The organism is Kocuria turfanensis (assembly GCF_001580365.1).
GTDB classification, from domain to species: domain Bacteria; phylum Actinomycetota; class Actinomycetes; order Actinomycetales; family Micrococcaceae; genus Kocuria; species Kocuria turfanensis.
Map to the genome: position 1 here is coordinate 3,026,553 of NZ_CP014480.1, position 23,862 is coordinate 3,050,414.

The 23,862-nt window shown below is 74.3% G+C and carries 24 protein-coding genes; 15 read left to right on the top strand and 9 right to left on the bottom strand.

All coding sequences use genetic code 11. From position 1 onward, the window contains the following. The first annotated feature begins 13 nt into the window (after positions 1 to 13). Entirely contained in the window at positions 14 to 943 is a 930-nt protein-coding gene (locus AYX06_RS13945; RefSeq protein ID WP_062736282.1) for an NADP-dependent oxidoreductase, read from the top strand. Between the two features lie 64 nt (positions 944 to 1,007). Here the strand turns inward: AYX06_RS13945 and AYX06_RS13950 are convergent, their stop codons facing one another. Then, positions 1,008 to 1,679 (bottom strand): hypothetical protein, encoded by a 672-nt coding sequence (locus AYX06_RS13950; protein WP_084271639.1) that lies wholly within the window; start codon positions 1,677 to 1,679, stop codon positions 1,008 to 1,010. Positions 1,680 to 1,860: 181 nt separating this feature from the next. Between AYX06_RS13950 and AYX06_RS13955 the strand changes: the two genes are divergently transcribed. The 3 genes from AYX06_RS13955 to AYX06_RS13965 all read left to right on the top strand — a co-directional run bounded on the left by AYX06_RS13955 (position 1,861) and on the right by AYX06_RS13965 (position 5,359). Next, entirely contained in the window at positions 1,861 to 2,658 is a 798-nt protein-coding gene (locus tag AYX06_RS13955) for an SDR family oxidoreductase (protein ID WP_062736283.1), read from the top strand. A 198-nt stretch (positions 2,659 to 2,856) separates the two neighbouring features. Further along, entirely contained in the window at positions 2,857 to 4,143 is a 1,287-nt protein-coding gene (locus AYX06_RS13960) for a glycosyltransferase family 87 protein (protein ID WP_062736284.1), read from the top strand. After that, positions 4,136 to 5,359 (top strand): MFS transporter, encoded by a 1,224-nt coding sequence (locus AYX06_RS13965; protein WP_062736285.1) that lies wholly within the window; start codon positions 4,136 to 4,138, stop codon positions 5,357 to 5,359. The genes AYX06_RS13960 and AYX06_RS13965 overlap by 8 nt, the downstream gene beginning before the upstream one ends. A gap of 25 nt (positions 5,360 to 5,384) precedes the next feature. On the opposite strand, the gene AYX06_RS13970 is transcribed toward AYX06_RS13965, so the two are convergent. Continuing rightward, complete coding sequence (locus AYX06_RS13970; protein ID WP_062736286.1) at positions 5,385 to 6,137, bottom strand: PIG-L deacetylase family protein; 753 nt, start codon at positions 6,135 to 6,137, stop codon at positions 5,385 to 5,387. Between the two features lie 163 nt (positions 6,138 to 6,300). Here AYX06_RS13970 and AYX06_RS13975 point away from each other — a divergent pair, with 163 nt between their 5' ends. Continuing rightward, entirely contained in the window at positions 6,301 to 6,666 is a 366-nt protein-coding gene (locus AYX06_RS13975) for a DsrE family protein (RefSeq protein ID WP_062737088.1), read from the top strand. Here the strand turns inward: AYX06_RS13975 and AYX06_RS13980 are convergent. The 4 genes from AYX06_RS13980 to AYX06_RS13995 form a co-directional block, all read right to left on the bottom strand. After that, positions 6,656 to 7,273, bottom strand: coding sequence for a signal peptidase I (locus AYX06_RS13980; RefSeq protein ID WP_062736287.1), 618 nt, complete (start codon positions 7,271 to 7,273; stop codon positions 6,656 to 6,658). The two genes, AYX06_RS13975 and AYX06_RS13980, sit on opposite strands and share 11 nt — an antisense overlap. Beyond that, positions 7,270 to 8,238 (bottom strand): hypothetical protein, encoded by a 969-nt coding sequence (locus tag AYX06_RS13985; protein ID WP_062736288.1) that lies wholly within the window; start codon positions 8,236 to 8,238, stop codon positions 7,270 to 7,272. The genes AYX06_RS13980 and AYX06_RS13985 overlap by 4 nt, the downstream gene beginning before the upstream one ends. Before the next feature lie 15 nt (positions 8,239 to 8,253). Continuing rightward, complete coding sequence (locus AYX06_RS13990) at positions 8,254 to 8,850, bottom strand: hypothetical protein (protein WP_062736289.1); 597 nt, start codon at positions 8,848 to 8,850, stop codon at positions 8,254 to 8,256. Positions 8,851 to 8,936: 86 nt separating this feature from the next. Beyond that, positions 8,937 to 9,524 (bottom strand): alternate-type signal peptide domain-containing protein, encoded by a 588-nt coding sequence (locus AYX06_RS13995; RefSeq protein ID WP_062736290.1) that lies wholly within the window; start codon positions 9,522 to 9,524, stop codon positions 8,937 to 8,939. Between the two features lie 387 nt (positions 9,525 to 9,911). Between AYX06_RS13995 and fdhD the strand changes: the two genes are divergently transcribed. The 4 genes from fdhD to AYX06_RS14015 all read left to right on the top strand — a co-directional run bounded on the left by fdhD (position 9,912) and on the right by AYX06_RS14015 (position 14,050). Beyond that, entirely contained in the window at positions 9,912 to 10,775 is an 864-nt protein-coding gene (fdhD, locus tag AYX06_RS14000; protein WP_062737089.1) for a formate dehydrogenase accessory sulfurtransferase FdhD, read from the top strand. Positions 10,776 to 10,816: 41 nt separating this feature from the next. Then, positions 10,817 to 11,551 carry a glutamine amidotransferase gene (locus AYX06_RS14005; protein ID WP_062736291.1) on the top strand — a complete coding sequence of 245 codons (735 nt, stop codon included), beginning with the start codon at positions 10,817 to 10,819 and terminating at the stop codon, positions 11,549 to 11,551. Positions 11,552 to 11,617: 66 nt separating this feature from the next. Then, a complete protein-coding gene (locus AYX06_RS14010; RefSeq protein WP_084271641.1) occupies positions 11,618 to 12,715 on the top strand; it encodes a CPBP family intramembrane glutamic endopeptidase in 1,098 nt (365 codons plus the stop codon). 9 nt (positions 12,716 to 12,724) lie between these two features. After that, positions 12,725 to 14,050 carry a M18 family aminopeptidase gene (locus tag AYX06_RS14015; RefSeq protein WP_062736293.1) on the top strand — a complete coding sequence of 442 codons (1,326 nt, stop codon included), beginning with the start codon at positions 12,725 to 12,727 and terminating at the stop codon, positions 14,048 to 14,050. A 122-nt stretch (positions 14,051 to 14,172) separates the two neighbouring features. On the opposite strand, the gene AYX06_RS14020 is transcribed toward AYX06_RS14015, so the two are convergent. Beyond that, positions 14,173 to 15,624 (bottom strand): glyceraldehyde-3-phosphate dehydrogenase, encoded by a 1,452-nt coding sequence (locus AYX06_RS14020; RefSeq protein WP_084271642.1) that lies wholly within the window; start codon positions 15,622 to 15,624, stop codon positions 14,173 to 14,175. Between the two features lie 204 nt (positions 15,625 to 15,828). Here AYX06_RS14020 and AYX06_RS14025 point away from each other — a divergent pair, with 204 nt between their 5' ends. The 4 genes from AYX06_RS14025 (at position 15,829) to AYX06_RS14040 (ending at position 19,688) form a co-directional block, all read left to right on the top strand. Continuing rightward, positions 15,829 to 16,758 carry a carbohydrate kinase family protein gene (locus AYX06_RS14025; RefSeq protein WP_062736294.1) on the top strand — a complete coding sequence of 310 codons (930 nt, stop codon included), beginning with the start codon at positions 15,829 to 15,831 and terminating at the stop codon, positions 16,756 to 16,758. A gap of 121 nt (positions 16,759 to 16,879) precedes the next feature. Then, on the top strand, positions 16,880 to 17,761 hold the full coding sequence (locus AYX06_RS14030; protein ID WP_232319319.1) for an HAD family hydrolase: 882 nt from the start codon (positions 16,880 to 16,882) through the stop codon (positions 17,759 to 17,761). A gap of 10 nt (positions 17,762 to 17,771) precedes the next feature. Next, on the top strand, positions 17,772 to 18,596 hold the full coding sequence (locus AYX06_RS14035) for a glycerophosphodiester phosphodiesterase family protein (RefSeq protein WP_062736295.1): 825 nt from the start codon (positions 17,772 to 17,774) through the stop codon (positions 18,594 to 18,596). A 39-nt stretch (positions 18,597 to 18,635) separates the two neighbouring features. Further along, positions 18,636 to 19,688 (top strand): enoyl-CoA hydratase/isomerase family protein, encoded by a 1,053-nt coding sequence (locus AYX06_RS14040; RefSeq protein ID WP_062736296.1) that lies wholly within the window; start codon positions 18,636 to 18,638, stop codon positions 19,686 to 19,688. Between the two features lie 19 nt (positions 19,689 to 19,707). Here the strand turns inward: AYX06_RS14040 and AYX06_RS14045 are convergent, their stop codons facing one another. After that, positions 19,708 to 20,262, bottom strand: a complete 555-nt coding sequence (locus AYX06_RS14045; RefSeq protein ID WP_062736297.1) for a hypothetical protein — start codon at positions 20,260 to 20,262, stop codon at positions 19,708 to 19,710. Positions 20,263 to 20,532: 270 nt separating this feature from the next. Between AYX06_RS14045 and AYX06_RS14050 the strand changes: the two genes are divergently transcribed. Continuing rightward, positions 20,533 to 21,882, top strand: a complete 1,350-nt coding sequence (locus tag AYX06_RS14050; protein ID WP_186815627.1) for a phosphoribosyltransferase — start codon at positions 20,533 to 20,535, stop codon at positions 21,880 to 21,882. After that, positions 21,879 to 23,204 carry an erythromycin esterase family protein gene (locus AYX06_RS14055; RefSeq protein ID WP_062736298.1) on the top strand — a complete coding sequence of 442 codons (1,326 nt, stop codon included), beginning with the start codon at positions 21,879 to 21,881 and terminating at the stop codon, positions 23,202 to 23,204. The genes AYX06_RS14050 and AYX06_RS14055 overlap by 4 nt, the downstream gene beginning before the upstream one ends. A gap of 22 nt (positions 23,205 to 23,226) precedes the next feature. On the opposite strand, the gene AYX06_RS14060 is transcribed toward AYX06_RS14055, so the two are convergent. Continuing rightward, a complete protein-coding gene (locus AYX06_RS14060) occupies positions 23,227 to 23,733 on the bottom strand; it encodes a hypothetical protein (protein ID WP_147017528.1) in 507 nt (168 codons plus the stop codon). Positions 23,734 to 23,862 lie beyond the last annotated feature (129 nt).

Sequence of the window (23,862 nt, forward strand, 5' to 3'; positions counted from 1 at the left end):
CGTTGGAACGGTCATGCTGGTCATCGGAGTCGCGTCGTTCGGAGGGCCGGAGGCCCTCACCGCCCACGAGGTGCCGGACCCGCACCCGGGCCCCGGCGAGGTGCGGATCCGGGTGCGGGCCGCGGCCGTCAGCCCCACGGACACGGTCCTGCGCGCCGGCGGACAGCCGCTGCGGGAGCGGCGCCCGCCGTACGTGCCGGGCATGGACGCGGCCGGGACCGTCGACGAGATCGGGGAGGGCAGCGCCTGGCGGGTGGGGGACGCCGTGATGGCGATCGCCCTGCCCCGCGGCGAGCACGGGGGCGCCTACGCGGAGCTGCTGGTCGCCCCGGACGACTCGGTCGCCCGGATCCCGGCGAACACGGACTTCGCCACGGCCTCGACCCTGCCGATGAACGGGCTGACGGCCCTGCAGATCCTCGAGGAGCTCCACCTCCAGCCCGAGCAGACCCTCGCCGTCACCGGGGCCGCCGGTACCCTGGGCAACTACGTGGTCGAGCTGGCCAAGCACCAGGGACTCATCGTGGTGGCGGACGCCGCGGACCGGGACCTGGAGCTGGTGGAGAGCCTGGGTGCCGACCACGTGGTGGCCCGCGGCGACGACGTGGCGGAGCGGATCCGGGAGTTCTTCCCCGAGGGGGTGGACGCGCTGGTGGACGCCGCCGTGCTGAACGAGAAGGCCGCCCCGGCGGTGCGGGACGGCGGCCGTTTTGCGACCGTCCGGCACTGGGACGGGAACCCGGGCCGGGGCATCACCGTGCACCGGATCAGCGTGCCGCGCGAGTACCGTTCCGGGCACAAGCTCGAGTTCCTGCGCCGCTGGGTGGAGGAGGGAGTGCTGACCCTGCGCGTGGCCGACGTCCTGCCCGCCGCGGAGGCCGCCGAGGCCCACCGCCGGCTCGAGGCCGGCGGCGTCCGGGGACGGCTGGTCCTGCGCTTCTGACCGCGGGACCGCACCGCCCCCGGACGCCGGTGCCTCAGCGTTCGGTGCTTCGGAGGCCGGTGCCTCAGAGACCGGAGCGGTACTGGTGGTCGATCCCGGCCTGGTCGACCTTGCGGTGGAAGCGCATCCCGGCGAGTCCCCCGAGGATCGCGGCGATCAGCGGGATGACCACGGCGAGGACCAGTGCGATGATGCCCCCGGCGGTCAGGGTGCCCTCGTCGATCGGGATCCGCGGGAAGCCGTTGAGGTCGCGCAGGACGTTGAACTGCTCGCCCGCCACGGCGCCCAGGACCGCCAGCACGATCGCGATGACGACGGCCCAGACCCACACGGCCACGCCCTGCTTGGCGCCGTCGAACCGCGCCATCCGGCCGGCCACGTAGCCTCCGGCGAAGTAGGCGACGAACAGGATCACGGCCAGGACGATGCCGCTGACGATCCCCACGGTGCCGGCGTTCTGCCCGACCTGGTCCGCGATCTCGGCCGGGTCGGTGCTGGTCGCCACGCCGACGCCTGCCCCGATCGCGGTGAGCAGGGCGGTGAGCAGCACGGCGATGCCGGTGGCGGTCATCCAGCCGAAGAACGCGCAGCCGAACTTCACGCCCCCGTATTCCTGCTTCTCCGCGGCGACCACCTCCTGGCGGCGCCCCCGGGGCGTCGTGGCGCCCGCACCGTCCGGGACGCCTCTCCCGGCGCCCTCGGGCACGGACGCTCCTGCCGATTCCTGGCGCACCATGGCGTTCTCCTCACCTCGAACCATCAGCTTGCTTAACAGTTTCCTCCGAATGCCCGGGACCCGCAACCGTCCGTCACGGACCCGGCGGGAACCGGTGCCGCCGCCCGGAACCGGTAGTAGACTGATGGTTCCGGCAGCACCTCGAGAGCAGCCCGCCGGCGGCGGGCGGAGAGGCACGACCATGGACTTCATCCCTCGCACCGCCATCGTGACCGGCTCGGACTCCGGGATCGGCCGTGCGACGGCCGTCGCCCTGGCGGCGGCCGGGATGGACGTCGGCATCACCTGGCACCAGGACGAGGCCGGTGCCGAGAGCACCGCGGAGGAGGTCCGCTCCTACGACCGCCGCGCCGTGGTCGCCCGGTTGGACACCACGGACCTCGACGGCTGCGGCGGTGTCGTGGACGACCTGGTGGAGCGGCTCGGCGGGGTCGACGTGTTCGTGAACAACTCCGGCACGGGGGCGAACGTCCCGTTCCTGGAGACCTCGCTGGGGACCTGGCGCAAGGTCGTGGCCACCGACCTGGACGGGGCGTTCGTCTGCCTCCAGGCGGCCGCCCGGCACATGGTCGCCGCCGGGCGCGGCGGGCGGCTGATCGCCGTGACCAGCGTGCACGAGCACCTGCCCCGGGTCGGCTCCAGCGCCTACGACGCCGCCAAGCACGGGCTGGGCGGGCTCGTGAAGACCATCGCCCTGGAGCTGGGGGAGCACGCGATCACGGCGAACGCGGTGGCCCCGGGGGAGATCGCGACCCCCATGACGGGACAGGAGGACGAGAACCCCCGGCGCACCCACCGTCCCGGCGTTCCGCTGGGCCGGCCCGGGGACGCCCGGGAGATCGCCTCGGTCATCGCCTTCCTCGCCTCCCCGGCCTCGGCCTACGTCACCGGCGCGTCCTGGGTGGTCGACGGCGGCATGGTGCAGATGGGGCCGCAGGCCGGCTCCCACCTGACGAGCGACGACTGGCGCAGGGGCTAGGCCGCCCGCCCGGTCCCGGCCCGGTCCCTTCCCGCGGCGGGCTTAGAGTAGGGACCGCCCCGCCCGCCGCACGAGGAGTCCTGCCATGCGCGCCAGCACGACCGTGACCGGTCCCGACCACCACGGGATCGTGGCCGCGGTCGGCCCGGAGTCCTCCCGCCCGCGGGCCGGCATCCCGATCCGGAAGCCGAGGCCCTGGTGACCGTTCCCTCCACCTCCGCCGCCGTGGCGTCCCGCCCCCGGCGCTCCGCGCCGCTGACCGGACTGGTGTGGCTGCTGCTGGCGGGGGCGCTGGTGCGGTCCGTCTGGCTGGTCTTCGACGGCAGCATCGACCTGGACGTCTACCGGTTCGGCGGCATGGCCGTGGTGGACCGCCACGGGTTCGACGACGAGCTCTACGGGCCGGGCCTGAGCCCGGACGGCGACGGGGGGCTGCCCTTCACCTATCCGCCGTTCGCCGCCCTGCTGTTCGTGCCGCTGGCCTACCTGCCCGAGTGGCTCACCGAGCTCGCCCTGGCGCTGTTCACGATCGGTTTCGCGGCCGGGCTCTCGTGGCTCCTCCTGCGCTACGCGGCGGACCGCGGGCGGCCGCTGCCGCTGCAGACCCGCCTGGACCCGGCCACGGCGGTGGCGGCGGGCACCGCCGTGCTGCTGTGGTCCGGGCCGTGGATGCGCAACGTCGGCCTGGGACAGATCAACGCGCTGATCATCGCCCTCGTGCTCTACGACCTCCTGCGCACCCGCGACGACAGCCCGCTCGGCCGGATCCCGCGCGGGTTCTGGATCGGGCTGGCCGCCGGGATCAAGCTGACGCCGCTGGCCTTCGGGCTGGTGTTCCTGATGCGCGGGCAGCTGCGGCCGATCCTCACGATGGGCCTCACCTTCGCCGCGACCGTGCTCGCCGGGTTCCTCGTGCTGCCGCGGGACGCGGTCGTGTTCTGGACCGAGGCCGTGGTCAGCGACGAGCGCGTGGGCGACCCCTCCTACGTGGACAACACCTCGCTGCAGGGCGTGCTGCTCCACCTCGGCGTTCCCGCCGGCCCCGAGCCCCTGCTGCGCTGGGGGCTGCTCCTCGTGCTGCTGGTCGGCGCCGCCCTGCTGATCCGGGTCCTCGCCGCGCGCGGGATGGTCCTCTCCGTGGTGGCCGTCAACGCCCTCGTCATGCTCTACCTGTCGCCGGTCACCTGGTCCCACCACCACCTGTGGTGGGGGCTCGTGCTGACCGCGCTGTGGGTGGAGGCCTGGCCCGCGTTCCTCCGGGACGGCCCGCGCCGGCTGGTCCCGGCGCTGGGCGGAGTCGCCCTGGTGGGCCTGTACGTGGGCCCGATCCGCTGGGACGCCTGGCTGCGCCCGCTCGGCGTCACCGGCCCGGTGATCGACGTGGTGGCCGCCCTGCCCTACCTCGCGCTGCTCGCGCTCCTGGCCCTGTGGGTGGTCACCGGGCTCCGGGCCGGGATCCCGGCGGCCGGCGCCGGCCGTGGCTGAGGGCCTCCCGCCGGGGACGTGGACCGGCTACGACCGCGGCAGCCGGGGCTACCGCCGGGTCCTGCTCGCCCTGCTGTGCGCCGGGGTCGCCACGTTCGCCCAGCTCTACTCCGTGCAGGGCGTCCTGCCGCTCATGGCGGCCGACCTGGGGATCGACGCCGCCCGCGCGTCCCTGGGCGTCTCGGCCGCGACCTTCGGGCTGGCCGTGGGCGTCCTGCCCTGGTCCGTGGTCTCCGACCGCTGGGGGCGGCTGCGGACCATGGTGATGGCGGTCGTGGCCGCCACGGCCTTCGGGCTCGTGATGCCCTTCGCCCCGGCCTTCGAGACCGTGGTGGCGCTGCGCTTCGTGGAGGGCGTGGCCCTCGGCGGCATCCCTGCCGTGGCCATGGCCTATCTCGCGGAGGAGCTCGACCGCCGGCACACGGCCGTCGCCGCCGGCACCTACGTGGCGGGCACGAGCCTGGGCGGGCTGGCCGGGCGCATCATCGCCGCCCCCGTGGGCGACGCGTTCGGCTGGCGGACCGGCACGGTCACCGTGAGCGTGCTCGCTGCGCTCGCCGCTGTGGTGTTCGTCCTGATCGCCCCGCGCCAGCGCGGCTTCGTCCGCCAGACGATCCGGCTCACCGGGCCGTCCGGGCTGCTGCGCCGGCTGGGCGCCAACCTGGCGGACCGGGGCCTGCTGGTGCTGTACCTGCAGGGCTTCCTGCTCATGGGCGGGTTCGTGGCGATCTACAACTACCTGGGCTTCCACCTGGGCGAGGAGCCGTTCGGCGTCTCCCAGACCGTGGTGAGCCTTTTGTTCCTGGCCTACCTCTCCGGCACGTGGTCCTCGGGGACGGCCGGGCGGCTCGCGGCCGCCCACGGCCGGAGGGTGGTGCTCGTGAGCAGCGGGCTGGTCATGCTGGCGGGGCTGCTGGCCACCCTCGTCCCCTCGATCCCCGTGATCGTGGCGGGGCTGCTGCTGTTCACCGCCGGCTTCTTCGCGGCCCACGCGGTGGCCTCGGGCTGGGTGCCGGTGCGCTCGCGCACGGGCAAGGCCCAGGCGTCGTCCCTCTACACGCTCTTCTACTACGGGGGCTCCTCCGTGCTCGGCACCGCCGGCGGCGTCTTCTACACCGCCACCGGCTGGTCCGGGGCGGTCGCGTTCGTGGCGGCGCTCGTCGTCGTCGCCGTCCTGCTCGTGCTGGTGGTGCTCCGGGACCCTGCGCGGACCTGACCCGGGGCCCGGCCGGGGGGAGCGGTCAGTCGTCCGCGCCGCCCCACTGCAGGGGGAACACCTCGAAGGAGCTCGCCAGCGGCACCCCGGCCCGTTCGCCCACGGTCTGCGCGTTGCCGCGCAGGAAGGCGTCCGGGTCGAAGTCGGCCCAGCCCAGGCCGTCCAGGTACGCCTGATGGGCGCGCAGGGACGCCACACCGGCGTCGAAGGTCTCCGTGACGTCCACGGCGTGCCGGGCCTCCGGGGAGGCCGCCGCCCACACCGCCGTCACGTCGGGCCAGGGCTGCAGGCCCGCCTCGATCTGCTCCGGGAAGATCCACCGGTTGCCGGCGTCCCGGGCGGCGTCCAGGGTGGCGCGGCCCACCGCGATGTGGTCGGCCTGGTTGAGGTTCGTGGCGCCGTCCCAGGTGTCGCGGAAGTTGTTGGTGACCACCACGTCCGGCCGGTGCCGGCGGACCACCTCGGCGATCCGGCGGCGCAGCGCCACCCCGTACTCCAGGACCCCGTCCGGCAGGCGCAGGAACTCGACCTCGTCCACGCCCACCACCCGGCAGGACTCCCGCTGCTCGTCCTCCCGCAGCGGGCCCGCCTCCGGCGGGGCCATCCCGTCGATCCCGGCCTCCCCGCTGGTCACCAGGCAGTAGACCACGTCCTTGCCCTGGCCGGTCCACCGGGCCACGGCGGCCGCGGCGCCGAACTCCATGTCGTCCGGGTGGGCGACCACCACGAGCGCGCGGTTCCAGTTCTCGGGCAGGGCGGTGAGCGGCGTCTCGGTCATGGTGCCCATCATGGCCCGCGCCGCGGGGACCGGCAACGGCCGCCGGATCGTTGCCGAAATGCTCCGCGGCCCTGTTGATCCTCCGGCGGGGTGGTCCTGGAATAGAGGTGGGCGGCGTTCGTCGATCCGTCGCCGAGTGCAGGACCGGAGCGAGGAGACCAACATGAGCAACAAAGCCGTGGTCAGTCTGACAACCGGGCTGGAGGACGCCGAACGGGTTACCGTGGCGTTCCTCGTCGCGGTCGGAGCCGCCGAGCAGGGGCGCCCGACGCTCATGTTCCTGACCAAGGAGGCGGTGCGGCTGGCCATTCCGGGATTCGCACGGGCCGTGGCCTGCGACGGATGCCCACCCCTGCCGGACCTGCTCGGCCGCTACGAGCAGGCCGGAGGGCGCTACCTGGTGTGCACGGTCTGCTTCGACGCCCGAAAACTGGACCCGTCGAACCTGCTCGGCAACGCCGAGATGGGCGGAACCGTACCGATGTGGAAGTGGATCGGGGAAGAAGCGGCGACGACCTTCAGCTATTGACGGACCCGCCGGACACCACCGACAGCTGCGCCGTCCGGGCGTCCTGCGGCGGCACCGGTGCCCCGGCCCCGGCCGGGCGCCCGCCCCGGTCCCGGACCGCGCCGACGAGCTGCCACAGGGCGTAGCCGAACAGGGCCGCGGCGACCAGCACGACCCCGCCGCGCTTCTGCTCCGCGTCCAGCAGCGTGGCGGCGTGGCCGGCCCAGGGCACGTGGTACTTCACCACGCCGCGCAGCTGGGTGGCGGTGACCGGCTCCGCGTCCGGGACGGCGTTGGCGTCGCCCTGGGTCGTGAAGCTGCGCCTGCCCTCGCCGTCCACCGCGACGGCCACGATCCGGTGGGTGACCAGGGTGTCGTCGTCGGGCCGGGGCATGAACGTCACGACGTCCCCGGTGCTCAGCCGCGCGGCGTCGGCCTCGCCCTCGAGGGGCTCGACGACGACCTGGCTGCCGGTCGGGACGGTCGGCTCCATCGAGCCGGAGAGCACCGTCAGCGGCACCCAGCCCAGCACGAGGGGTGCGACGACGACGGCCAGCAGCAGCGCGGACACCGCGGCCAGGAGCACGACGAGCAGCGGGTGGAGAGCCTTGCGGACCATGGCGGTCATGACGGGAGTCCTTCGCAGTTGATGTTGCCGCTGGCGCCGGGGGTCTTGATCTTCCAGGCGTAGGCGCTGTCCGCGTGGGTGGTGCCTCCGGCGGCGAACACGGCCCGGACGAGCACCTCGTAGTCCTGGCTGGATCGGAGGTCCGACACTCGCCGCAGATCGACGGCGCCCAGCTGAGCCGTTCGCGCCGCGCCGTGCGACACGGTCATGAGCACCGTCGGCGCCTGGGTGCTGCCCATGGGCCGTGCCAGGACCTGCCACTCCTCGACAGCCGGGCCGCCGGGCCGGTCGCTCCACGTCCACCGCAGCACCGCCGTGCTCTTGTCCGCCCCGCACTGCGCCGCATCCGCCGGCACCGGGACCGAGGGCGCGGTCACGGGCGGGAGGTCCACCGTGAACGGCGCCGTCCACGAGCGGGTCGCCGACCAGGTGCCCCCGTCGAGGGAGGAGGCCTCCAGCCGGGTGACCACCTGCAGGGACCGCCCGGCCAGGGCGCGCAGCGCGTCCTCGGCGGCGCCGTCGGTGGACACCGTCAGGCACAGCTCCGCGGGCCGGTCCCGCTCCAGGGGCGCCGGGGTGCTCCCCGGGACGGCCACCGGGGTGGACCCGCCCGGCGCGACGGCGGTCCAGGACGCCGGTGACTCCGGGGCGCCGCAGGCCGCGCCGGTGCGGTAGGCGAAGCGCAGGCCCGCCGGCGGGGTCACGGCCGCACCGGTCGTGTCGACGAGGGCGACCTGCACCGGCCGGTAGCGGATCCCGAACCCGGAGGTGTTGGTCAGGGTCGCCGAGCTCCCGTCGCCGGCGACGTCGAACCCGATCACCCCCATGGTCAGGACGGGCACCTCCGCCTGCCCGGCGGCGGACCAGCGCGCGCGGGTGGTGCCGTTCGGGGTCATGAGCACGACGACGACCAGCAGGAGGAGGACGGCCAGCGCATACGCCGCGGGGGTGCGGTACTTCCTCATCGGGGCTCCCGGGGATCAGTTCTGGGTGAGGGCGACCGTCAGCGGGCCCGGCGCGAGCGCCGTGCCCTGCACCGCCGGATCGGCGGGGACGTCGTAGGAGACGGTGACGTCGTAGACGGCGCCGTCCTGGGCCGCGGTCACGGTCCAGGTGGACGGCCCGGCACCGGGGGGCAGGGGCCCCGTGCCGGGGGCCGGGGCCAGCTCCACGCGCGGCACGACCGCGCTGCCGGCCGGCACGCCGGGGTCGACCGCGAGGGTCGCGGTGAGGTTCGAGCCTGCGAGGTCGAGATGCGCCCGGGTCGTGACGACGACCGTGTCGCCGGGAGCCAGCGCCGGAACGGCGTTTGCCGATCCTGTGAGGTCGGTGGTGCCGCGCTGGACGGCGCCGGTCGCCGGGTCGAAGTCGGTGTGCCGCAGGGTCGTCCGCGCCGGCTCGAGCACCAGGTCGAGCGTCCCGGTGCTGACGGCCCGCGTCTCGAGCGGGACGGCGTCGGACCACCGGGCGTCCGTGCCCGTGCTGCTGCCGAGCAGCGTCAGGGCGAGCAGGGAGGCCGCGGTGGCCGCGAAGGCGCGGCCGGCGGCCGAGGGGCGGGGGCGGACGGGGTGTGTCACGGGGGCCTCTGGGGATGAGAGGGAATCTGTGGGGGTGGAGGCCCCGGTGCGGTGGTCTCCCACCGCACCGGGGCGCCGCAGGGCGGTCAGACGCTCTGGTCGAGCACCAGGTTGAAGCCCTTCACGGGCTGGGCCGGGACGTTCTGTCCCTGGTCACCCGTGACGCTGTCGGCCTTCCAGGTGAAGGCCGCGACCACGTCGACCGGCTTGCCGTCGTTGGCCTCGGTGACCTCGTAGACCTTGTCGTTGTTCGTGTCGGAGAGACCGTCGATCTGCAGGGTGTAGTCGACGTACTTCCCGATCACGGACTGGAGATTCGCCGGCAGCTCCAGGGCCAGGGTGGCCTTGAGGTTCTCGCCCTCGGCCTGGATGATCGGCGAGACCTTGAGCTTGACGGTGTCGCCGGGGACGACCTTGTACGTGTTGATGTCGATGGGCTTGTCGTTGCCGTCCGTCCAGGTGGCGCCCTGGTCCAGGGCGAGGCTCAGCTCGCCGGTGGCGACCTTGTCGTCGGAGGCGACGGCCTCGGAGTCGGACCACTTCGAGAAGGTGCCGCCGCCGGCGGCGAGGAGGCCGACGGCCACGGCGCCGGCCAGGACGGCCTTGCCGGTGCGGCCGTTCTTGGCGCCCCGCGCGGGGGACTCGGACGGGAGGTGCTGTGCTGCAGAGGACATGGTTCCGCCTTCGTGCGAGAGGTGTGGGAGGAGAGCTGCGCGGGATCGGTGCGCAGCGCGCGGCATCCGGTGCGAGGCCCGGTGGAGCAGGGGGGGACGCCGGCCCCGGGATCAGGGGGGCCGGCGTCCCCGGTGCGACGGCCGCGCCAGAGGGCGCGGGTCCGCGGGACCGCGGTGGATCGCCGGGCGGTCCGCCGGTAGCCCTACCGCCGGATCGCCTTGACACGTCAACTCTAGACAAAAGTCTATGAATTCGAACAGATCTTGATTGTCCCCACTTCGCCCGACGTTACCGCCGAGTAAGGACGGCGTTCCGGCCGGTCCGGGCCCGGGCCTAGGATGCCGGGGGAGGGCTCCCACCCGGAGGGCCCCGGAGCGGAGGACCCCATGACCCGAGCATCCCAGCGACGCCGGGTGCACCGGTACACGGCCCAGGGGGACGAGGGCGGCCGCGCGGACACCCTCGCCGGGGAGGAGCCCCTGGAGATCCGGCTCCACGGCAGCCCCTTCACCGTCACCATGCGCACCCCCGGCCACGACTTCGATCTCGTGGCCGGGTTCCTCGTCTCCGAGGGCGTCGTCCGGGCGCCGTCCGAGCTCGCGCAGATGGACTACCGCAGCGGCATCGGCCCCGACGGGCAGCGCACCTACAACGTGGTCGACGTCCGGCTCGCACCGGGGGTCGCCCTGCCGGACACCTCCATGCAGCGGCACGTCTACACCTCGTCGTCGTGCGGGGTCTGCGGCACGGCGTCCATCGAGGCCGTCACCAAGGTCTCCTCCTTCGACCCCGCGGCGGACCCCGTCCGGCTCCCCGTGCCCGGGCTGCTCGCCCTGCCGGACCGGCTGCGCACCGGGCAGAAGCTGTTCGCCACGACCGGTGGCGTCCACGCCGCCGGGCTCTTCCGCTGGCCCGCGCACTCCGCCGAGCCCGCCGACGGCCCCGCCGAGCCGGAGCTGCTGTGCGTGCGCGAGGACGTCGGGCGGCACAACGCCGTGGACAAGGTCGTGGGCTGGGCGCTGCGGGAGGGCCTGCTGCCCCTGCGCGGCACCGTCCTGCAGGTCTCCGGGCGTGCGTCCTTCGAGCTCGTGCAGAAGGCCTCCATGGCCGGTGTCCCCGCGCTCGCGGCCGTCTCGGCGCCCTCCGCCCTCGCGGTCGACCTCGCGGACGAGGTGGGCATCACGCTGCTCGGCTTCAGCCGGGGCACCTCGTTCAACGCCTACGCCCACCGGGAGCGCCTCGTCCCCTGAGCCGGCGGGGGAGCACCCCCGGCGCTGACTACGATGGGGTCATGAAGCCCTTCCTGCTGCTCGCCACCCGCGCCGAGGACGACGTCGCGGACGAGGAGTACGAGACCATCTGCCGCTTCAGCGGTCTGCAGGAGAGTTCGCTCGACCGGGTCCGCCTGGAGGCCGGACCGATGCCGCCGATCGACCTCGAGCGCTACTCCGGGGTCATCATCGGCGGCTCCCCGTTCAACTCCTCCGACCCTCCCGAGCTGAAGTCGGAGACGCAGCGGCGCGCCGAGTCGGAGATGCGGGACCTGCTCGACGAGGTCGTCGCCCGGGACTTCCCCTTCCTGGGCGCCTGCTACGGCGTCGGCACCCTCGGCACCCACCAGGGCGGGATCGTGGACCGCACCCGGGGCGAGGAGATCGGCGTCATCGAGGTGAGCCTCACCGAGGAGGGGCGGCGGGATCCGCTGCTCCGGGAGTTCCCGGCCGTCTTCCACGGGTTCGTGGGGCACAAGGAGGGCACGCGCACGCTCGCGCCCGCCGCCGTCCTGCTGGCCACCGGCACGGGGTGCCCCGTCCAGATGTTCCGGATCAAGCAGAACCTCTACGCCACCCAGTTCCACCCCGAGCTGGACGCCCCCGCCCTGCTGAACCGGATCGAGGCGTACAAGGAGCACGGCTACTTCCCGGCCGACGGGGCCGAGGAGGTCAAGGACCGGATCCGCCGGGGCCCGCCCGTGACCGAGCCGGCGAAGCTCCTCGCGGCGTTCGTGGACCGCTACGCGCGCTGAGCCCGGCGCGGCCGCCCCCGGAACTGCCGCGTGTCCGCGGGACGCCGGGGCCGATAGCGTAGGGACATGACCATGCGCGCCGCCCCGTGGAGCCCGGGACCCCTCGACGACCACCGCCCGGAGCCCGCGCCCCGGGTCCTGCCGTACCACCGCCTGGCCCACGCCGACCCCGAGCACCGGTGGTGGAAGCCCCTCGTGGAGCTGCTGCTCTTCGGCGCCTTCTACCTGGTGCTGACGGTCGTCTTCGGCATCGTGTGGGCCGTCGGGCTGATGGCCGTGCGCGGGGAGGAGGCCATGGACGACCTCGTCCTCGACGCCACGGCCCTGGACATCATGGACCCGGCGATCTTCTTCATGCTCTTCTTCTCCCTGGTCCTCATGATCCCCGCGCTGCTGGCGGCCCGGGCGATCATGGGCCCCCGCCCGATCGGACTGCTGCTGTCGGTCACCGGGCGGCTGCGCTGGGGCTTCCTGGCCCGCTGCCTGCTCGTGGCGCTGGCGATCTACGCGCTCGGCCACGCGGCCGCACTCCTGCTGGAGCTGGCGATGCTCGGGACGCCGCCCCCGCCCCGGCCGGTCGCGGGCTTCTGGTGGCTGATCGCGATGATCGTGCTCGTGGTGCCGCTGCAGTGCGCGGCCGAGGAGCTCGTCTTCCGCGGCTACCTGCTCCAGACCGTCGGCCGCTGGCTGCGCCGGCCCGTGTTCGCCATCCTCCTGCCGGTGCCCCTGTTCACCTTCGGGCACCTGTACGACGCCTGGGGCCTGCTGGCCGTGGCGGTCATGGCGGTCGTCGCCGGGTGGCTGACCTGGCGCACGGGCGGGCTCGAGGCCGCGATCGCGCTGCACGTGGTCAACAACGTGGTGGCGACCCTCTTCGGGGCCTTCGGCCTGGCGGATCCGGACGCCCAGGAGTCCACGGGGCTGGCGCTCGCGCTCTCCGCGGCCATGCAGGTGCTCTTCGCGTGGCTCGCGGTCCGGTCCGCGCGCAAGCACGGGGTGGAGGTCACCCGCACCGTGCGTCCCCCGCGCCCGGCCGTGCTCGGTCCCGGCGCGCCGGCGTGGGGCGGTCCCGGGGCCGGCGCCTGGGTGTGCCCCGGTCCTCCCGCCTGCCCCGGCCACTGGGCCGGCCAGGCTCCCGGGCCGGTGCCGCAGCGCCTTCCGTAGACTGGCGCCATGGACCCCCGCCCCGCCCCCACCGCCGACCCGCTGTCCACCGCCGAGGACCTCGGCCGCTACGTGCTGGACTCGCCGAGCTCCTTCCACGCGGCCCACGCCGCGGCCGCGCGGCTGGAGGAGGCCGGCTTCACCCGGCTCGACGAGACCGTGGACTGGTCCGGGACCGGCGTGCGCGGGCGGCGCTACGTGCTCCGCGACGGGGCCCTCATCGCGTGGACCACGCCGGCGGACGTCACCCCCGCGGCGGGCTTCCGGATCCTCGGCGCGCACACCGACTCGCCGGGCTTCAAGCTCAAGCCCCGGCCCACCACCACCGCCCACGACTGGTACCAGGCGGGCGTGGAGGTCTACGGCGGGCCGCTGCTGAACTCGTGGCTGGACCGCGAGCTGCGCCTGGCCGGGCGGCTGGTGCTGCGCGGCGACGACGGCGCGCCGGTCGAGCGGCTCACCGCGACGGGTCCCGTGGCGCGGATCCCGCAGCTGGCCATCCACCTGGACCGCGAGGCCAACAAGGGGCTGCAGCTGGACCGGCAGCAGCACGTGCAGCCGATCTGGGGCGTGGGGCGGCCGGAGGACGCCGACGTCCTGGCGCTGCTGGCCGAGCACGCCGCGGGCGGGCCCGTGGACCCGGAGGGGATTCTCGGCTACGACGTGGTGCTGGCGGACGCCCAGCCGCCCGCCGTGTTCGGGCACGGCGGAACCCTGCTCGCCTCCGGACGGCTGGACAACCTCTCCTCCGTGCACGCCGGGCTCAGCGCCCTGCTCCGCGAGGCCGAGGCCGTCGAGGCCGGGCGGCACATCGCGGTGCTCGCCGCGTTCGACCACGAGGAGATCGGCTCCGGCACCCGCTCCGGGGCCGCCGGACCGTTCCTGGAGGACGTGCTGGTGCGCGTCGCCGACGGTCTGGGGCGCACCGCGGCCGAGCACCGCCGGGCTCTGGCCGGGTCCGTGTGCCTGTCCGCCGACGCCGGGCACCTGGTGCACCCCAACTACCAGGGCCACCACGACCCGGTGAACCGGCCCGTGCCGGGGGCGGGTCCGCTGCTGAAGATCAACGCCGACCAGCGCTACGCCACGGACGCCGTGGGCGCCGGGATCTGGGCCGAGGCCTGCGGGCGCGCCGGGGTCGGCTACCAGGAGTTCGTCTCCAACAACCGGGTGCCCTGCGGGTCCACGATCGGGCCCATCACGGCCGCCCGGCTGGGCATCCGCACGATCGACGTCGGGATCGGCCTGCTGTCCATGCACTCGGCCCGGGAGCTGTGCCACGTGGACGACGTCGCCGCCCTCGGCGCCGTCGCCGGGGCCTTCTTCACCGCCTGAGACGGGCCCCCGTCACCGCCGGGGCAGACCCCTGTCACCACCCCGGGCAGGCCCCGGACGCGCGAGGAGGGGCCGTGCCCGGGTGGCACGGCCCCTCCTCGCGGGCACCGCCCGGGAACGGATCAGCCCGGCAGCGCGCCCACCGCGACCCGCTCCGCCGGGAACTGCGGCATGGCGATGTCGGCCATCCGGGCCAGCACCCGCACCACCTGGCAGGAGTAGCCGAACTCGTTGTCGTACCAGACGTAGAGCACCAGCGAGCTGCCGTTGACGATCGTGGCCAGGCCGTCCACGACGCCCGCCCGGCGGGAGCCGACGAAGTCGGTGGAGACGACCTCCGGGGAGTCGGTGTAGTCGATCTGCTTGCGCAGGGACGAGTTCAGGGAGATGTCCCGCAGGTACCGGTTGACGGCGGCCTCCGACTCCGGGGCCTCCTCGAGCTGGAGGTTCAGGATGGCCATGGAGACGTCCGGGGTGGGCACGCGGATCGCGTTGCCGGTCAGCTTCCCGGCCATCTCCGGCAGGGCCTTGGCCACGGCCTTGGCGGCGCCGGTCTCGGTGATGACCATGTTCAGGGCGGCGGAGCGGCCGCGGCGGTCGCCCTTGTGCCAGTTGTCGATGAGGTTCTGGTCGTTCGTGTAGGAGTGCACCGTCTCGACGTGGCCCTGGGCGATGCCGTACCTGTCGTTGACGACCTTCACCACCGGGGTGATGGCGTTGGTGGTGCAGGACGCGGCGGAGAGGATGGTGTCCTCCGGGGCGATCATGTCGTCGTTGACGCCGCACACGATGTTCTTCAGCTCGCCCTTGCCCGGCGCCGTGAGCAGGACCTTGGCCACGCCCTTGGACTGCAGGTGCTTGGACAGGCCCGCCTCGTCGCGCCACACGCCCGTGTTGTCCACGACGATCGCGTTGTCGATGCCGTGGGCGGTGTAGTCGATCTCGGAGGGGTCGCTCGCGTAGATGAACTTGATCGCCACGCCGTTGGCGGTGATGACGTTGTTCTCCTCGTCGACGTGGATCGTCCCGTCGAACTTCCCGTGCACCGAGTCGCGGCGCAGCAGCGAGGCGCGCTTGACCAGGTCGTTGCCGGGCTTCTTGCGCACCACGACGGCGCGCAGGTTCAGCCCGGTGCCGTCGTTGCGGTTCACCAGGATGCGGGCGAGCAGGCGGCCGATGCGGCCGAACCCGTAGAGGACCACGTCCTGGGACTCCGGGAGGTTCTGCGCCTTGCGGTCCACCACCGGGGCGAGCTCCTCGCGCAGGAACGCCTCGAGGTCCTGGTCCGACGCCTGGGCCAGCCGGTTGAGCTTGCCGAGGTCCACCGCGCAGGTGCCGAGGTTGAGCCCGGACATCACCTCGAGCAGGCGGGTGGTGTCCTCCAGCGGCAGCTCCTGGCCGTCGATGCGGCGGGCGAAGCGGTGGGCCTTGAGGATCTGGGTGACGGACTTGTGCACCAGCGAACGGCCGTAGACGGTCGGGACGACCTTGTTCTCGCGGTGCAGGCGGCCGACCAGGGGAACCATGAGCTCGGCGAGGGCCTCGCGGTCGGACCAGCTTTCGGGAGTGCTCAAGAATGACTCTCTTCCTCGGCCGGGGACGTCATCGTGTCCGGCCGTGACGGGCCGCGCCTCGTTGCGCGGTCTCGGGTGCGCGCGCCGCTGCGGGTCGCGCAGGGTGCCACCGCCCATTCTAAGGGCACCGCGACGCCGGGACGGGGCCGCGTTACGGCCCTGGGACGCCGGTGCGGCCGGAGCGGCGGGTGCTACCGTGAGGACATGCTGACGGTGATCGGTGAGGCGCTCGTGGACGTGGTCTCGAAGCGCGGACAGGAGCCCCGCGCGCACGCCGGGGGGAGCCCCATGAACGTGGCCGTGGGCCTGGCCCGCCTCGGGCACCGGGTCCAGTTCCTGGGCCGCTACGGCGAGGACGAGTACGGCGCCCAGGTCGAGGCCCACCTGCGGGACAACGGCGTGCTCCTGCCGTTCGAGGCCGACGCGCGGCCGACGTCCGTGGCCGAGGCCGTGATCGGCGACGACGGCGCCGCGACCTACGACTTCCAGCTGGACTGGTCCCTGGACCTCGGCGACGAGCAGCTGGGCAAGATGCTCCGCGACACCACCCTGCTGCACGTCGGGTCGATCGGCGCGATGCTCGAGCCCGGCGCCTCGAAGGTGCGCCACGCCGTGGAGCTGGCCCAGCACACCGCGCTCGTCTCCTACGACCCGAACTGCCGGCCGTCCATCATCCCCGACTCCTCCCGGGCCCGGGCGCGCGCCGAGCAGCTCGTGGCCCTCGCCGACGTCGTGAAGGCCTCGGACGAGGACCTCCTGTGGCTCTACCCCCACCGCAGCGTCGAGGAGAGCGCCGCGGCCTGGCTCCGGGCCGGCGCGGAGCTCGTCGTCGTCACCCGCGGCCCGCTGGGGCCCTGGGCACTCACCCGCGCCACCGGCCCGCGGGGGGTGCAGGTGCCCGCCGCCCGTGCCGAGGTGGTGGACACCGTGGGCGCCGGCGACTCGTTCATGGCCGCGCTGCTGGCCTGGCTCACCGACCACGGCTTCACCGGGGCGCCGGCCCGCGAGCGGCTCGACGACCTCGATGCGGAGCAGGTGGGCGAGCTGCTGCGCTACGCCGCCTCGGCGGCGGGCGTCACGGTCTCGCGCGCCGGTGCCGACCTGCCGCGCGCGGACGAGCTGCCCTCCTCCTGAGCAGAGCAGAGCAGAGCAGATCCGTGCCCGACCGACAGGAGGACCCCGTGCCCGACCGCGCACCGTCCCCCGGCCCGCGTGCGGCCGGGCCGGCGCCGCGAGGAGCCGTGAGCCCGCTCCCGTGACCCCGCCCCTGGAGGTGCCCGGCGACGCCGCACCCGTCAAGCTGATCGCCAGCGACCTGGACGGCACCGTCCTGGGGGACGACTTCCGGTTCCGCCCGCGCACCGTCGAGGCGATCCGGGCCGCCCAGGACGAGGGCCTGCACGTGGTGTTCGTGACGGGCCGGCCCATGCGCTGGCTCGACCCGCTGCGCGACCAGCTGGCGCACCAGGGCGTGGTGATCTGCTCCAACGGCGCGGTGGTCTACGACCTCACCGCCGACGTCGTGGTGGAGTCCAGCCTGTTCCCGGTCTCCGAGGCCTTCACGGTCATGGACGAGGTGGCCGCGCGCCATCCCGGCACGCTGTTCGCCGCCGAGACGCTGGACGGCGTCTACACCGACCACGGCTGGGCCCGCACCGACCGCATGGGAATCGGCGCCCCGCGGGTCGGCCCGCTGCGGGAGCGCCTGCCCGCCGGCACGGGCCTCGTGAAGTTCCTCGCCAAGCTGGACTCCGCCGACCCGCAGGAGTACTACCGGGCGCTGACCGATCTGGTGGCCGGACGGCTGTCCGTCACGCACTCGGTCGCGGCCGCCCCGCTCGTGGAGATGGGCCAGCGGGGGCTGACGAAGGCCCGCACCCTGGAGCAGTACGCGGCCGAGCGCGGGGTCCTGCCGCAGGAGGTCATGGCCTTCGGGGACATGCCCAACGACCTGGAGATGCTGACCTGGGCCGGCCACGGCTACGCGATGGCGAGCGGGCACCCCGCCGTCGCCCGGGCCGTGGGCCGCACGGCCCCGCCCTTCGCGGAGGACGGGGTGGCCCAGGTGATCGAGGCGCTGCTGCACGGCCGCCGACCCGGCGCGTCACGGGCGGGACATTCCGCTACCGCGGGGTAACAATGGGGGTGTGACCCCACCAGCGCGCCGGCGCGACGCCCCTGCCGCCCTCGCCCACCGCGGCTTCTCGCGCGAGGGCGCCGAGAACACCCTCGACGCCTTCCGCGCGGCCCGCGACCTCGGCTACGAGTGGATCGAGACCGACGTCAACACGACCGCCGACGGCGTGGTCCTGTCCTTCCACGACGGCACGCTCGACCGCGTGACCGGCGACGCCGGCGAGGTCTCCCGCCTGACCTGGGATCAGATCCGGTCCCGGCGGGTGGCCGGGGCCGGCGGCATCCCGCGGCTCGCCGACCTGCTCACCGAGCTCCCGGAGCTCAAGCTCAACATCGACGTCAAGGACGAGGCGTCGGTGACCGCCCTGCCCCCGCTGCTCCACGCGCTGGGGGCCGTGCACCGGGTGCGGGTGACGTCCTTCTCCGAGAGCCGGCGCCGGCGCACGCTGCGCCGGCTCCACGAGCTCGCCGGGCGGCCCGTGCCCACCTCCTCCGGCCAGGGCGGGATGCGCCTGCTGCTCGTGTGCTCCTGGCTGGGCGGGCCGAGCTGGCGTCTGGCCCGGCGGGCGGCGGCCCGGTGGATCGCGCCCTTCGACACCGTCCAGATCCCGCGGCGCCACCGGCTCCGCGGTGGGGCCGAGCTCGAGCTCGTCACCCCGCGCTTCCTGGACTTCGCCCACCGGCACGGCATCGACGTGCACGTGTGGACGATCAACGACGCCGCCGAGATGGCCGAGCTGCTGGAGCTGGGCGTGGACGGGATCGTCACCGACCGCGCCGACCTCCTCGCCGAGCTGCTGGCCGAGCGGGGGCAGTGGCCGCCGTCGGGCGTGTGAGCCATGACACGCCCGGGTCCCGCGTGGCAGGGTGGGGCCATGACCCACACCGCCGCCCCGCCCGCGGACACCGACCAGCACGTCCTCGCCGAGGTCCGCAACGGGACCGGGCACCTCGTGCTCAACCGTCCCCGCCAGCTCAACGCGCTCACCGCGCAGATGTACCACGACCTGAAGGCCGCCCTGGACGCGTGGCAGGACGACGACGCCGTGCGCCACGTCCTGGTCACCTCGGCCTCCGCCAAGGCCTGGTGCGCCGGCGGTGACATCCGGCAGGTGCGCGACGCCGTGCGCGAGGGCCAGCTGGAGGCGGCGACGCAGGTCTTCGCCGTCGAGTACGCCCTCGACTGCCTGATCGCGGACTACCCCAAGCCCTACGTGGCGCTCATGAACGGCATCTGCATGGGCGGCGGCATGGGCATCTCCGTGCACGGGTCCCACCGGGTGGTCGGCGGATCGACCGTCATGGCGATGCCGGAGACGAAGATCGGCTTCTTCACCGACATCGGCGCCTCCTGGTTCCTGCCGCGCGTCTCCCGCCCGGACCGCCGGGGGGAGCCCAGCCTCGCCGTGGGGCGCTGGCTCGCCCTCGGCGGGCAGCGGATCAGCGGAGCGGACGCCGTGGCCCTCGGACTGGCCGACGTCCTCGTGGCCGACGAGGACTTCCCCGACCTCGCGGCGGCCGTGGTGGAGGAGGGACCCGCCGAGGCCCTCGCCCGCTTCGCGCGCGAGCCGGAGCCCTCGCCCGTCGTCGCCCGGTGGGAGGAGATCGAGGACCGCTACGGGGCCCCGACCCTGCGGGAGATCGTCGCCGCCGCCCCCGAGGACCTCACGGGCATGAGCCCGTCCTCGCTGGTGCGCACCTTCGAGCTGCTCGAGCGCGGCGCGGCCGACGACAGCGTGCGCTCCTGCCTGGAGCGGGAGCTGCGCCTGGCCGCGGACACGATCGCCCGGCCCGACTTCGCGGAGGGCGTGCGCGCGGTCCTCGTGGACAAGGACAACGCCCCGGTGTGGGAGCACGCCTCCGTCGCGGACGTCGACGCCGACGCGGTCCGGGCCGTGCTCGACGAGAAGCTCCCGCTGCCGCTGTGACCGGGCCCGCCCGGCGCGCTCAGCGGTGGGAGGCGTCCTTGCCGTTGCGGCTGACCACCACGCGCACCGGGCCGGCCGTCTCCCCGGAGCCGGTGGGCCGGTCCACGAAGCGGCGGTAGCCCAGGAACAGGACCACCACCAGGGACACCGTGACCACCCCGAAGGTGACGAGGGTGTCCTGGGAGATCAGGCTGCGCACCACGCTGTGGAGCAGGGTGAACAGCCCGCCCAGCAGGACGCCGTTGGCCAGCACCGGCCCGCGCCGCTCGACCAGCAGCCCGAGCCCGAGCAGCCCCACGGCCACGACCAGGGTGGCCACGCCCACGTCCCGGCTGTGCCGCATGGACCGCTCCTCCCGCGCCTCCCGGTCGCGCAGGTGCTCCGCCCACTGCTGCTGCTCCTCCGCGGTCAGCTCCCGGACCTCCTGCGCGGCGACGAGCTCCGGGGACGCCTCCGGCTCCTGCGGTCCGGGGTGGACCGTGCTGACGCCGAGACCCACGAAGAGGGCGATCAGCGCCCCCAGGAAGAGCGCGTAGACCGTGCCCATGGTCCGGGTCTGCGTGCGGTCGCCCATGCGGCGTGCTCCGTCCTCCCGCCGTGCGGGCTCGTTCGTGCGGTGTCGTGCGGGCCGGACGGTCCGTCGTCGGCCCCGGGTGCTCGCATTATCGACCCGACCCGCGGCGATGTCCACGTCCGTCACCTGACGGGCGGGTCTTCCACCGGGTTCCGCCCCTGCCTACGCTGGGAGCGTCCGCTCCGGCGTCCGGTCCCCGGTGCCGGTGGCGCCGGGGGCGAGGCAGCGCCGGGACGGCGGGACGCGCCCGCCGGAGGGGTGGTGGGAGACATGGTGGTCTTCGAGAACAGGGCCGACGCCGGACACCGGCTCGGCAGGCGGTTGTTGCCCCTGCGCGGCCGGGACGTGGTGGTGCTGGGACTGCCCCGCGGCGGAGTGCCGGTTGCCTACGAGGTGGCCCAGATGCTCGACGCCCCGCTCGACGTCATCGTGGTCCGCAAACTGGGGGTCCCCTCCCAGCCGGAGCTGGCGATGGGCGCCATCGGCGAGGAGGGCGCCCGGGTGCTCGACGAGCGCACCCTGCAGTACTTCGGGGTGACGGACGCGCAGCTGGAGCGGATCGAGGAGCGGGAGCGCGCCGTGCTCGAGGCCCGGACCGCCCGCTTCCGGGAGGGCCGGGAACGGATCGACCTCACGGGCCGGATCGCCCTCGTGGTCGACGACGGCATCGCCACCGGCTCCACCGCGCGCGTGGCCTGCCGGATCGCCCGTCAGCTGGGCGCCGGGCGGGTGGTGCTCGCGGTGCCGGTGGCCCCGGAGGAGGCCCTCGGCCGGGTGACCGAGGCCGACGAGGTCATCTGCCTGGCCACCCCGCCCTACTTCGCGGCCGTGGGCCACCACTACCGCGACTTCTCCGCGACCGAGGACGACGAGGTGGTCGCCCTGCTGGACGCCGCCCGCCGCCGGCACGAGGCGCAGCTGCCCCCCGCACGGAGCGCCGCCGCGCCCGGGGATCCCGTGGACGCCGACGTGCGCATCCCGGCCGGGTCGACGCGGCTCGAGGCCCACCTGCACCTGCCGGCTCCCGGCGCCGGGGTGGTGGTCTTCGCCCACGGCAGCGGCAGCGGCCGGCACAGTCCGCGGAACCAGTACGTGGCCTCCGTGCTGCAGCGGGCGGGCCTGGGAACCCTGCTGCTCGACCTGCTCTCCGACGAGGAGGAGGCCGAGCGCGCCAACGTCTTCGACATCGAGCTGCTCGCCCGCCGGCTGCTCCTGGCCACCGCCTGGCTGCGGGAGCAGCCGGGCTCCGCCGCGTCCCCGGTCGGCTGGTTCGGGGCGAGCACCGGGGCCGGTGCCGCCCTGTGGGCGGCGGCCGAGCCCGGGGCGCCGGTCACGGCCGTGGTCTCCCGCGGCGGGCGCCCCGATCTCGCCGGGGAGCGGCTGCGCCTCGTGCAGGCGCCCACCCTGCTGATCGTCGGCAGCCGTGACGTCGAGGTGCTGGGCCTCAACCGCTGGGCGCAGGAGTCGATGCAGTGCCCCACCCGGCTGGCCGTCGTGGAGGGCGCCGGGCACCTGTTCGAGGAGCCCGGCACGCTCGACGAGGCCGCCGGGCTGGCCCGGGACTGGTTCCTCCGGCACCTGGCGCCGGCCCGGGAGCACACCGGCGGAGACCTCCGGTGACCGCCGCCGCGCACGGGCGGTCCCGGGCCGCCGGGGTCCTCGCCGAGATCCGCTCCCTGGCCGCTCCGCTGACGGGCGCCCCGGACCTCGACCGGCTCGTCGAGCGCTGCGCCGGGGCCCGGTTCGTGGCCGTGGGGGAGGCCTCGCACGGCACCCACGAGTACTACCGGTGGCGGGCGCTGCTCAGCCGCCGGCTCATCGAGGAGCACGGCTTCACCTGGATCGGGGTGGAGGGCGACTGGCCCGACTGCTGGCGGTTGAACCGGTGGGTGCGCGGACAGGCCGAGCAGGACCGGGACGCCCGCGGGGTCCTGGCCGGCTTCGGCCGCTGGCCCCGCTGGATGTGGGCGAACGAGGAGGTCGCCGAGTTCCTCGACTGGCTGCGGGAGGAGAACGCGCGCCGGCCGGAGGCGGAGCAGGTGGGCTTCTACGGCCTGGACGTCTACTCGCTGTGGGACTCGCTGCGGGAGATCATCACCTGGCTCGAGGCCAACGCCCCCGAGGCCCTGCCGGCCGCGCTGCAGGCGTGGCAGTGCTTCGTCCCGTTCCACGAGGACCCGCACGAGTACGCGTGGAGCACCCGGATCGTGCCCGAGAGCTGCGAGGCCGACGTCGTCGCCCTCCTGGCGGAGGTCCGCCGGCGCACGCTCGGCCGGCTGGAGGAGGACCCCGCCGCGTTCGACGTCGCGCTCAACGCCATGGTCGCCACCGACGCCGAGCGCTACTACCGCACCATGGTCCGCGGGGACCGGCAGTCCTGGAACGTGCGCGACGAGCACATGGCGGACACGGCGGAGCTGCTCTCCCGGCACCACGGCCCCGGCGCCAAGGGGCTCGTGTGGGAGCACAACTCGCACGTGGGAGACGCCCGGGCCACCGACATGTTCGACGCCGGGCTGGTCAACGTGGGACAGCTGCTGCGCGAGCGGCACAGCGCCCCCGAGGTGGTGCTCGTCGGCATGGCGGGCTGGAGCGGGACCGTGATCGCGGCGGAGTCCTGGGGGGAGGCCGAGGAGGTCGTGGCCGTGCCCGAGGCCCGGTCCGGCTCCTCCGAGGACCTCCTGCACCGGGCCCTCGGCGAGCCCGCGGTCCTCGTGTTCGGCCGGGACCGCTCCGGGGCCTGGCTGTCAGGACGGTTCGGCCACCGGGCCATCGGGGTGGTGTACCACCCGTGGCGCGAGGCCGGCAACTACGTCCCCACGCGCATGGGGGAGCGCTACGACGCCCTGCTCTGGTTCGAGGGGACCTCCGCGCTGCGCCCGCTGAGCCACGAGCCGCCGCCGGAGGAGCCCGAGCTGGAGACCGAGCCCTCCGGCTTCTGAGGCCCGCGGCGCCGGGGGCGGATCAGACGCCGCTGCTCTCGCGCCGCGCCGGGTCCGCCGCGGCCGGTGCGGGGCGCTCCTGGAAGAACCGGCGGTGGCCCAGGACCAGCACCACGGCCAGGCCCACGCCCACGGCGACGAACGTCATGGTGGTCTCGCTGGAGGCGAAGCTGCGGCCGATGGCGTAGAACAGGGTGAAGAGCCCGCCCAGCATCACCCCGTTGGTCAGCACCTTGTTGCGCTTCTCGAGCACGAGGCTGAGCACGAGCTGCAGCACGGCCGCACCCAGGGCCACGACGCCGACGTTGCGGTGGTACACCTGCTGCTCCTCCTGCCACTGCGCCATCCGCTGGTTGAACTCCCGCTCCTGCTCCCGCTGCTCCTCGGTGAGCTCGCCGGGCCCTGCCCCGTACTCCATCTCCACGGGATAGTCGGGCATGTCCGGCCCGGGGTAGAAGGTCTGGATCCCCAGGCCGACGAACAGGGCCAGCAGGGCCCCCAGGAAGAACGTGTAGACGATCTTCATCACGGTGTTCTCCACGGCAGGCGCCCCGATCTGTCCCCTCCCGGGCCGGTCGCCGGACGGCGGCGGGTCCCGCGGGGATGCCCCGATTATCGACCCGCCGTGCCCGGCACCACCAGACCCGCCCCGCACCGG